At 69.7% G+C, this 9,591-nt stretch carries 10 protein-coding genes; 3 read left to right on the top strand and 7 right to left on the bottom strand.

The genetic code is table 11. The annotated features are described in order from the left end of the window. Nucleotides 1-544: class I SAM-dependent methyltransferase (locus tag FNH05_RS23395; protein WP_144590867.1), on the top strand; the 544-nt coding region annotated here is incomplete at its 5' end. A gap of 63 nt (nt 545-607) precedes the next feature. Here the strand turns inward: FNH05_RS23395 and FNH05_RS23400 are convergent. Then, nucleotides 608-1,054 carry a DoxX family protein gene (locus FNH05_RS23400; protein ID WP_144590868.1) on the bottom strand — a complete coding sequence of 149 codons (447 nt, stop codon included), beginning with the start codon at nt 1,052-1,054 and terminating at the stop codon, nt 608-610. Nucleotides 1,055-1,460: 406 nt separating this feature from the next. Next, on the bottom strand, nt 1,461-2,219 hold the full coding sequence (locus tag FNH05_RS23410) for an ArsR/SmtB family transcription factor (RefSeq protein ID WP_186382697.1): 759 nt from the start codon (nt 2,217-2,219) through the stop codon (nt 1,461-1,463). 66 nt (nt 2,220-2,285) lie between these two features. On the opposite strand from FNH05_RS23410, the gene FNH05_RS23415 reads away from it, so the two are divergent. Further along, nucleotides 2,286-3,515 (top strand): MFS transporter, encoded by a 1,230-nt coding sequence (locus tag FNH05_RS23415; protein WP_144590869.1) that lies wholly within the window; start codon nt 2,286-2,288, stop codon nt 3,513-3,515. 185 nt (nt 3,516-3,700) lie between these two features. Here FNH05_RS23415 and FNH05_RS23420 read toward each other — a convergent pair whose 3' ends face one another. Next, complete coding sequence (locus tag FNH05_RS23420) at nt 3,701-4,651, bottom strand: alcohol dehydrogenase catalytic domain-containing protein (protein ID WP_144590870.1); 951 nt, start codon at nt 4,649-4,651, stop codon at nt 3,701-3,703. A 103-nt stretch (nt 4,652-4,754) separates the two neighbouring features. Here FNH05_RS23420 and FNH05_RS23425 point away from each other — a divergent pair, with 103 nt between their 5' ends. Next, on the top strand, nt 4,755-5,159 hold the full coding sequence (locus FNH05_RS23425; RefSeq protein ID WP_425458480.1) for a winged helix-turn-helix transcriptional regulator: 405 nt from the start codon (nt 4,755-4,757) through the stop codon (nt 5,157-5,159). 10 nt (nt 5,160-5,169) lie between these two features. Here FNH05_RS23425 and FNH05_RS23430 read toward each other — a convergent pair whose 3' ends face one another. From FNH05_RS23430 to FNH05_RS23445, 4 genes are all read right to left on the bottom strand, one after another. Continuing rightward, complete coding sequence (locus FNH05_RS23430) at nt 5,170-7,404, bottom strand: glycosyltransferase family protein (RefSeq protein ID WP_186382698.1); 2,235 nt, start codon at nt 7,402-7,404, stop codon at nt 5,170-5,172. Then, nucleotides 7,404-7,823: a GtrA family protein gene (locus FNH05_RS23435; RefSeq protein ID WP_144590872.1), complete on the bottom strand. Its 420-nt coding sequence runs from the start codon at nt 7,821-7,823 to the stop codon at nt 7,404-7,406. The genes FNH05_RS23430 and FNH05_RS23435 overlap by 1 nt, the downstream gene beginning before the upstream one ends. Beyond that, a complete protein-coding gene (locus FNH05_RS23440) occupies nt 7,816-8,853 on the bottom strand; it encodes a glycosyltransferase family 2 protein (RefSeq protein WP_425458481.1) in 1,038 nt (345 codons plus the stop codon). Before FNH05_RS23440 ends, FNH05_RS23435 begins: the two co-directional genes overlap by 8 nt. A gap of 314 nt (nt 8,854-9,167) precedes the next feature. Continuing rightward, nucleotides 9,168-9,591: C40 family peptidase (locus tag FNH05_RS23445; protein ID WP_144590873.1), on the bottom strand; the 424-nt coding region annotated here is incomplete at its 5' end.

Genomic DNA, 9,591 nt, shown 5'->3' on the forward strand with positions numbered 1-9,591 from the left:
GCGGGTTGCCCGTGATCTCGCCGAGCGCGGCCACCGGGTCACCGGCGTCGACGCCTCTCCGACACTGATCGATGCCGCGAGGAAGGCCGATCCCCAGGGGGACTACCGGATGGCCGATGCCGCGGATCTCCCGTTCCCCGATGCCTCGTTCGATCTGGTCATCGCCTACAACAGCCTGATGGACGTGGACGATCTGCCCGGCGCCGTCCGCGAGGCGGGCCGGGTCCTCGCCCCCGGCGGCAGGCTCGTGCTCGCGGTGCTCCATCCGGCGAACACCGGGAGGACCCTCGGGGAGGGGGAGGACCTGGCTTTCGTGGTGGACCGCGAATACTTCCACAGCTGCCGCACGGAGGAACGGGCCGAGCGGTACGGAAAGACGATGGTGTTCACCGGCTATTCCCATCCGCTCAGCCACTACACGGCGGCTTTCGAAAAGGCGGGCCTCCTGATCGAAACCGTCCGCGAGCCGATCGCGACCCGCCCCGACGGTTCGGCTCATCATCTGCCGTGGCATCTCTGGATGCGGGTGGTCAAGCCCGCGTAGCGCAATTCGGACATTTCCCGGCCGCGCCGCGAAAATGTCCGCTTCGTGGCGGTACTGGAACTTTTACGCGGCCGCGACCGGGGTTTCGGACCGCTGCTCGCGAGTGGCGCTCCGGGAGCGGAAGAGCAGGCGGTCCAGTGCCCACGGGCCCGGCCCGACGGCCACGATCAGCAGGAATGCCCAGGCGTAGAGTGCCGCGGGTTCCCCCTTGTTCTCGATCGGCAGCAGCGCGGCCGCCTGGTGCACCGAGAAATAGGCGTAAGCCATCGATCCCGAGCTGATCAGCGCAGCGACCCTGGTGGCAAGCCCCAAAGCCACCAGCACGCCGCCCACCAGCTGGATCAGGGCGGCCCACCAACCCGGCCACGAGCCGACCGGCACCGTCCCGCCGTGCGTTCCCTGCGCCCCGCCGAGCACGCCGAACAGTGAGGCCGCACCATGACAGGCGAACAGAAAACCGACCACGACGCGAAACAGGGTGTGCACGATTTTGTGAGCGGGGTGATACATATTCGGCGACCTCCTCGTGAATGGGGTGGTGGCTATTTCGCCGGGCGATGCCTGGACAGACCGTAGGGCAAGTTACTGCCCGGTGGATAGCCGCGCGGCAAAATTCACGTAACCGGAGCATTGCCGTCCGATAGTTTTCGGTGTCATTGGTGCTTATGGTCCACTACTTTTGAATGGGCAATACTCCGTAGGTCGGTGTGGTGAATCACGGGATTGCCCTTGGAACTCCTGACAGAGTTGCAGGTTGACCAGCCGGCGGAAGCAGATGATGGCGCAGCCCAAACGCAGGAACGCTTCGTGGATGTCGTCGCGGATCTCCCAGCGGGTGGCGGTACTTGTCGTGGTCGTAGGCACGATCAGCGAAGATCGTGTCCGGTCGTCGCCGCGGCCGACCACGACGGCCCCGTCACACGGCTGGGCTGTCCTCAAGGTCGATTTGGAACGTCTCTTCCAGGAACTGTTGGCCCGATGTGGTGAGGATGAGAGCTCGGGGCTGCTTGGCGGGTCTGACCCAGTCGCGGTTTTCGAAGGCGGCCAGGAGGTCGCGGCCGAGGTGGCCGGCGGCGTGGTGGCGGTGCTCGGTCCAGTCGACGCAGCAGCGCACCGCGGTGTGCGCTTTGGTCGGGACGCCGACTTTGTCGTGCAGGAATGCCGCGCCGTCCTGGGTGAGGGTATAGGCGATGGGATCGAGGACGCCTCCCGCGGGCCGGGTGCCAGGCATCCGGTCGGGGTCGATGCTGCCGTCGTGGCCGGTCAGGTGCCCGTCGCGGATGAGGGCGGCGGTGATCGCCACGGCCAGACGGCCCCCCAGGTGGTCGTAGCAGCGGCGGGCGCGGCGGATCGCGTGAGCGCGGGTACCGGCTTTCAGCGAGGTGATGGTCAGGGTGGGTGCGATCCTGGCCATGACCTCGACGAGTTCAGCGACGTGCGGTCCGGCGAGCCGGTAGTACCGGTACCGGCCATGTTCTCGCACGGTGAGCATGCCACCGCCGACGAGGCGGGCCAGGTGGCCGCTCATGGTGGAGTTCGCGACCCCGGCCTCCAGAGCCAGCATGCTCGCCGGAAGCCACCGCCCGTCGGTCAGAGCCATCAGCGTGCGGGCGCGAGCCGGCTCAGCCAGCAGGCGGCCGATGACGCTCAGATCGGCTTCTCCGGGGCTGCTCATGGTCTCCACGGTAGGCCAAGATCGGTTCGGGATACCCCGAACCAATTCGCATCTAGCGTCGCCGGTATGCGACACGACACCACTGACTCACCGTCCCGGCGAGGGTTCGCTTGCTGCGCGTTCGCGCTGCTGGTGCTGATCGTCGGGACGAACCTGCCGTCCCCGTTGTACGCGGTATACGCGCACCGGTTCGGGTTCAGCCCGGTCGTGCTGACGCTGGTGTTCGCCACCTACGCAGCGACACTGGTGCCCGCGTTGCTGCTGGCCGGGTCGGCGGCCGACGCGTTCGGGTACCGGCAGGTCCTGATGCCCGGTCTCGTCGTCGCCGTCGCTGGAGTGGTGGTGTTCGCCTACGCAGACGGCACCGGCTGGCTGTTCCTCGCGCGAGCCCTGCAGGGCGCGTCGGTCGGGATGAGCTCCGGGGCGCTGACCGCGGCCGTGACACGCACTGAGCCCCGTGGCCGCACCCAGCGGGCCTCGCTGGTGACGTCGCTGGCCACCACCGGCGGCGGCGGTCTCGGCCCGGTGCTCGCCGGGGCGTGTGCCACCTGGCTGCCCGCCCCCACGAGAACGTGCTACCTGATCGAGGCGGTAGCCCTGGTCGTGGCGGCCGGGGCACTACTAGCGCTGCCTACCGCCCTCGGGCGGGTCGGGACGTCCTGGCGGGTGTCGCCGCCCCAGTTCCCCGCTAGTGGTCGCGGCGTGTTCGCCCGGGCCTGCGCGACCAGTTTCGCCGGATGGGCGGTCACGGCGGTCTTCCTGTCGATCGTGCCCTCCTACGTCCGCTCGCTGACCGGGAACCATAACCTGCTGCTGGCCGGTGTCGCCGCCGGGCTCGTGCTGCTGGTCGCGGCGGTGACCCAACCATTGGCCACCCGGCTCGGAGCGCGGTCGCTACAGCGGGTCGGGCTGGTCGCCCTGGTGGCCGGGACGATCCTGCTGCTGGTCGCCGGTTCGGCCCGACTGCTCGCCCTGGTGATCGCCGCCGCGGTTTTCGCCGGCATCGGGCAGGGCCTGGCGTTCATGGGCGCCGTCCGATCCGCGAACCAGGCCGCACCGGCCGAGGCGCACGCCGCCGTCATCTCGACGTTCTACATCGCCACCTACCTCGGCGTCGGCGTACCGGTCGTCGGCGTCGGGCTGCTGGCCACCGTCACCAGTACGGCCACCGCAATCGACGTTTTCGCCGTCATCGCCATGCTCGGTGGCCTTGCCGTCGCGGCAGGACACTCAGGTCCGGACAGTCAACCGCGCGGGAAGACCACGCTGTCGTCCGAACGGACCACCGGTCACTGATATGACGATGTTGCGCCTGATCTGTCCTTGTGGAAGACCAGCCGCTTCGCCACAGTGGAGTCCTCAGAGGTCGAGGTCCTGGACGGACGTTCGCCTAGTACTCGTTCGACAACGGCGGGTACCAGCCGCATCATCGCGTTGTCTTGTTCAGGAACACACCGTCAAGCTCCTCCTGGCGGGACCTCCTAAGAGGACATCTCGTCGACGAGGAAGACGGCCTTGCCCCGCAGTCGCCGTTCGGCCAGCTCGGTGAGTGCCGTCCCCACCGAAGACCACGGGCGCGGGGCGCCGAACTCGGGGTGCAGGCGGTCCGCCGCGGTGAGGCGGACCAGTGCGGCCAGATCGGCTCCCCAACTGTCCGTGCCGTCGTAGACGGTGAACTGGCGCAGGGTGGCGGATTCGAAACCGGAGAAGTAGTCGAAGAAGTCGAGAGTGACCGGCTGTCCGGAGGCCTGACCGAACCACAGCACCAGCCCGCCGCGGCGGACCTTCGCCAGCGCCTTCGGCAACTGCTCGCCGCCGATCGATTCGAGGACCACGTCGAACGGTCCTTCGGCCTCCGGAACGGAATGAACCACGGCGGTCGCGCCCAGCCTCGCCAGTCCTTGCCAGGGTTCGCCGGGCGCGGCGACCGCGGTGACCTCGGCACCGGCCGCCGCGGCCAGCTCGACCACGTAGTGGCCCACCCCGCCGGTCGCCCCGGTGAGCAGGACACGCCGGCCGAACAGCGGTCCTGCCGCGCGGAGCAGCCGGGCCGCGGTGATGCCTGCGGTGGGCAGCGCCGCCGCGGCGGCAAAGTCCACTTCGGACGGGAGAGCGGCGAGGCGATCGGCGGCCACGGCGGCGTATTCCGCCCACCCACCGCCGTCCGGCAGGTAGCCGGCCACCCGGTCACCTGCCGCGGGGCCGCTGCCGTCCGTCGCGGCCCGTACGACCACGCCCGCGATGTCGTTGCCCGGCCGCCATCCCGGAGACGGGCGCAGCTCCCGCGCACTGGTCAGGTAGAGGAGATCGGCCCGGTTGAGCGAAAACGCCGCCACCCGCACGAGCGCCTCGTGCGGTGCGGGCTCCGGCCGGGGGACTTCGGCGGAGGACACCAGAACGTCGTTCTGTCCGGTGGGCATGAGTACGCGCATGGAGTTTTTCCCTTCTCCTGATCGCCGTGATGACCGGCCCACCGTAGAAAAGCTAGTGTTCGACCGGGAAGAACGCACTTCTCGGAGAGAGGGGAACCTCGAGGTGAGCGACCAGGTCGGTGGCCCGCGGCCGTCCGGCGATGTGACCTACGCCCAAGCCGTGGCCCGGCAGATGTTCGACCGGATCGCCGACAAATGGGCGCTGCTGGTGGTCTACCGGCTCGGCGAGGGCAGGCTGCGGTTCAGCGAACTGCACAGCCGGATCGAGGGGATCAGCCACAAGATGCTCACCCAGACCCTGCGGGGCCTCGAACGCGACGGCGTGCTCACCCGCCACGTCTTCCCCACCTCGCCCCCCAGCGTCGAGTACGCGCTCACCGAACCCGGGCGTGAGCTGCTGGAGGCGGTTTCGGTGATCTGCCGCTGGACGGAACGCCACCTCCCGCACATCGAGTCGGCACGCCTCGGTTTCGACGCCGCACACCAGCCGGGGCTCACCTCACCGTGAAACCGGGCTTTCAGTCCTCGCGGCGGCGGAAGAGCAGCCCGGCGGACCACGCCCCCAGCACGAGGGCACCGAGCGCGCCCACCGCGGCGAAGACGAACCCGGTCAGCAGGCCAGGCGGAGTCCAGTGCAGGGTGACCTGCCCGCCCGGACTGCCCGCCGGAAGCCGCACCACGACCAGCCCGGCGGGCCCGGTCGTCACCGGCAGTTCCTTCCCGTTGAGTTCGGCGCGGTAGCCGGGCCAGGCCAGCCGGGCGAACACCAGTTGACGCGGCCCGTCGCCGCGGCTGGTGACGCTGAGCGTCTCCTGCCTGCCGCCGGACCGGTCGGTGAGCACCAGCAGGTCCGGCGAGGCCCAGCCCAGCCTTCCCGCGGGCCACGGGACTGGCCGGTCCCGCCGCAGCACCGTGGCGACGCCGTCCTTTTCGGCGACGTGCCAGCCCGGCCGAGCGCTCACCCCGGGCACGAGGGCGTCCTGCACGACCACCGTCTCGACCCGCATCAGGTCGGCCAGCGACGCTTCCCCGAAACCGGTCGGCCGCCACAGCGCCGGATAGGCGTCCGGGCAGGCCGAGCCCGAGTTGTTGAAGCAGAACGTGTCGGAAAAGTCCTTGAATCCCATGCCGCTGTAGGAGACGACCGAGTCGACCCCGGCGGGCAGGTAGGCGTTGCCGAACAGGAAATCCCGCCAGGCGCCGCCCGGGTGCAGGCCCACGGTGTCCCTGGCGACGTCGATGGACGCGATCTGGAAGGTCTCCCCGGTGTACCGGCCCGCGAAGCGGTTCTTCAGATCCTGCACGGAATGGGGGAACCGGAACTGCGTCAGGTTGACGTTCGCCGGGAACAGGCCCAGTTGCAGGCCCAGCACCGCCGCGGTCCCGGTGGCGAGCGCGCCGGAAAAGAAGTTCCGGCCGCGCTTGTGCGCCCACAGCGCGCCGGCGGTCAGCGCGGCGACCAGGCCGAGTGCGCCGAGATGCGCGGCCCAGCGTTGCGGGGACGCCGCCCACGCGAGGTACGCGCCTGCCAGCAGGATCGCGGCCGAACCCGCGGCCCGCACCCGGAAGTGCGTGGTCAGCAACCGCGTCGAAAGCAGGATCGCCAGCGGCACCGCGAAGCCCAGGTAGCAGTACTCGGCGAGCCTGAACGGCCAGCGGAACATCCACAGGTTGGACGGCCCCAGCGTCAGCAGCAGGTACACCCCTGCCACCACGAAGGCGCCGGTGAGCAGGCGCAACCGCGGCTTCAGCACCCGGAAGTCCAGCCAGGGCAGGAGCGGCAGCGTGAACCAGGCGAAGTACGCGGCCGGGACGGCGGTGCCGAAGCCGGTGAAGGTCCGCGTCGGGGGCAGCAGCGTCGGACTGCTGGAGCCCAGCACATCCGATGCGCTGAGGGTGAGGAACCCGCTGTTGACGGTGCCGATTTCCCGCCAGGTGACCGGGGCGGTGCCGAGCAGCGGGAGGTACACCAGCGGCGCGACCAGGCCGATCAGCACGCCGAGGACGAGGGTCAGCCGCCAGGCCGGCCACTGGCGCCGCACCGCGAACTCGGCCAGCAGGGCGATGACCACCACGCACACGCCCAGCAACCCGTACGGATTGCCGCAGGTCACCGCGAGCGCGCCGATCAGGAACGCCCACAACGGGTTGAGCCGTCCCGACGCGGCACGGCGCACCGCCCACCACACGTACGGGGTGTAGGTGAAGGCCATCAGGCCCGCTGCCCAGGCACTCGCGTCGAAGTACAGCGTCATCCCGGCGAAGGGCAGCGCGATCGCCACGGCCGCCGACGCGTGGCGCAGCGCGCCGTACTCCCGGCACAGCAGGTAGGTGCCAAGGGCGAGCAGCACGAGGAACTCGGTCTTGATCAGCGCCGCGGCGACCGCGAGGTCCGGCAAAGCGGCGGTGAGCAGGTAGTTGGCCAGGTTGACCGGGTTGTACGTGCCGAACAGCGCCTCCGCGGCGATGTTGCCGCCCATCCACGATTCCGGCGCGAGCAGGGGCGGCCAGTGACCGTGCGCGAGGTCCTGGCCCAGCCGGTACCACATGGGCAGGAACTGGGAGGAGCTGTCGTCCCAGTAGTAGAAGACGCGGTTGCCGATCAGCGGTAACTGGGCGAGCACGGCCACCGTCACGCACACGACCGCCGCAGTGAGCACTCCCCTGCCGCGGCGCGGGGGACTGGCGGTGGTGGCGGCCCGCCGCCGTTCGGAATCTCCGGCGGCACCGGCCGCCGTCGAGGGCGCCGCCATCAGGTCCGGCCCTGGTCCGGGCGTGGCACCAGGATCACCTGGGCCACCAGGAAGGTCACCGGGACCGCCACGGCGGCCGCCAGCAGCGGTGCGATCCGCTCGTCCAGATGCCACAACCCCACGAGCGCGTACAGGCCGACGGAGGTGAGCACGAAGTTGGTCAGGCTGGACAGCGGGAACAGCAGGAACTTCCGCAGGGTGGGCCGGATGCGGAAGGTGAAGTAGCAGTTGAGCAGGAACGAGCCCGCGGTTGCCAGCGCGAAGGCGATCACGTGCGCGAGCAGGTACGGCAGCACCAGGTGGCCCAGCAGGTACAGACCGTAGTAGATGACGGTGTTGGCCACCCCGACCAGGCCGAACCGGATCAGCCGGCCCGCCTCGCCCGCGACGCGGGCCCGCTTCACCGCGCGCTCAGTCATGGTCTCGCGGGCGGACGACGACGTGGTGGAAGCCGTCGGCCCGCCGGCCGGTGGAACTGCTCGTCTCTTCGACCAGGCGGTCACTGGTCTCCTTGATCAGGAAATGCGGTCGGCGTTTCGTCTCGTAGTAGATGCGGCCGAGGTACTCGCCCATGATGCCGAGAAACAACAGTTGCAGCCCGCCGAGACCGAGAACGCCGCACATGATGGTGACGTATCCCGGCACCGGATTGCCCCGGGCGAGTGCGACGCCCACCACCCAGGCGGCGTACCCGAAGGCGAGCACGGTGCACAGCAGGCCCAGGTAGATCGCCGCCCGCAGGGGGCGGTCGTTGAACGAGATGACCCCGTCGATGGCGTAGTTGACCAGCTTGCCGAAGGTCCACTTGCTGGTCCCGTTCCGCCTCGGCACGTTTTCGTATTCGACGACACCGGTGGGATAGCCCACCCAGGCGAACAGGCCCTTGGAGAACCGGTTCCGTTCTCCGAGGGACAGCAACGCGGTGACCGCGCGGCGCGACAGGAGCCGGAAGTCGCCGACCCCGTCCTGGAGTTCGACCTCCACCAGGCGGTTCATCATCCGGTAGTAGATCCGGGCCAGCAGGCTGCGCATCCTGCTGTCACCGGCGCGGGTGCGCCGGGCGACCACCTGGTCGGTGCCCGCACGCAACCGTTCGAGCATGGGGCCGAGCAGTTCCGGTGGGTGCTGGAGGTCGGCGTCCATGATCGCGACCGCGTCGCCGGTGGCCTCGGTGAGCCCGGCGAGCATGGCCGACTCCTTGCCGAAGTTCCGGCTCAGGGCGAGATAGCGGAAACGCGGGTCCGCCCGGCACACCGACCGCATGCGCTCCAGCGTGGCGTCGGTGCTTCCGTCGTCGACCAGTACGACCTCGAAATCTCCGACGATCGACGGCAGTGCCCTGGTCAGGGCCGCGCGCAGGGGTTCGATGCCGTCGGCTTCGTTGTAACAGGGGACCACCACGGACAGCGCCACGGCGGGCGCCCGCTGCGGTCTGACGCCAGGAGCCATCCGGGTTCGACCTCCGTACCGCTCGTGCCTGCCACCGTCGTTCTCCGTGCCCGCAAGGCTGCTTCCACGGCTGTAGCACGCGGGACGGCCGACTCCCGTTGCTCCCCGCTACTCGTCCGTTCGAGTGAGGGCGGAAAGAGGCCGCGCTCCGGGGTAACCCGTCACGGTCGTTTGAACCCACCCGGCGGTGACGATGGCGTCTCGACCCTTCGAGGGGAGACGGAAACGGTCGTTTCCTCCCTGGGTGGACCGGCTCGGATCGCGGTTCCGGCGGGGCAGCCCTCGCCTGCCCCGCCGGGCGGTGGTACGGACCTCTACCAGGCGCGACCCACCGAGTAGGTGTTGTCCCAGATGCGCTGCAGTTGCACCCGCTTGCCCGGTTCGGGCGCGGTCCACATCTTGTTGTCGCCCGCGTAGATCGCCACGTGGTAGACGTGCCCGCGCCTGCCGAAGAAGAGCAGGTCACCGGGCCTCATATCGGCTCGGTCCACGGGTCTGACCGCTCTGCTCTGTGCGTCGGCGGTGCGCGGGAGCAGGATGCCGAGCTGGCGGTGGATGAACTGGGTCAGACCGGAACAGTCGAACCGGTCCGGCCCGGCGGCGCCGTAGACGTAGGGCTTGCCCGCCTGCGCGGCCGCGAGGCGCACGATCCGGTCGCCGAGCGACTCGTGACGTCCCGCGGCGTCCGAGCGGGCGGCAACGGGGGCCGGACGGTCGGCGGTGTGCTTGACCTTGGGG

The organism is Amycolatopsis rhizosphaerae, assembly GCF_007713715.1.
GTDB classification, from domain to species: Bacteria; Actinomycetota; Actinomycetes; order Mycobacteriales; family Pseudonocardiaceae; genus Amycolatopsis_E; species Amycolatopsis_E rhizosphaerae.

Coding starts and splice junctions, on each gene's coding strand:
- FNH05_RS23400 (WP_144590868.1), bottom strand. CDS start 1,054: ATGTATCACCCCGCTCACAAAATCGTGCACACCCTGTTTCGCGTCGTG.
- FNH05_RS23410 (WP_186382697.1), bottom strand. CDS start 2,219: ATGAGCAGCCCCGGAGAAGCCGATCTGAGCGTCATCGGCCGCCTGCTG.
- FNH05_RS23415 (WP_144590869.1), top strand. CDS start 2,286: ATGCGACACGACACCACTGACTCACCGTCCCGGCGAGGGTTCGCTTGC.
- FNH05_RS23420 (WP_144590870.1), bottom strand. CDS start 4,651: ATGCGCGTACTCATGCCCACCGGACAGAACGACGTTCTGGTGTCCTCC.
- FNH05_RS23430 (WP_186382698.1), bottom strand. CDS start 7,404: ATGGCGGCGCCCTCGACGGCGGCCGGTGCCGCCGGAGATTCCGAACGG.
- FNH05_RS23435 (WP_144590872.1), bottom strand. CDS start 7,823: ATGACTGAGCGCGCGGTGAAGCGGGCCCGCGTCGCGGGCGAGGCGGGC.
- FNH05_RS23440 (WP_425458481.1), bottom strand. CDS start 8,853: ATGGCTCCTGGCGTCAGACCGCAGCGGGCGCCCGCCGTGGCGCTGTCC.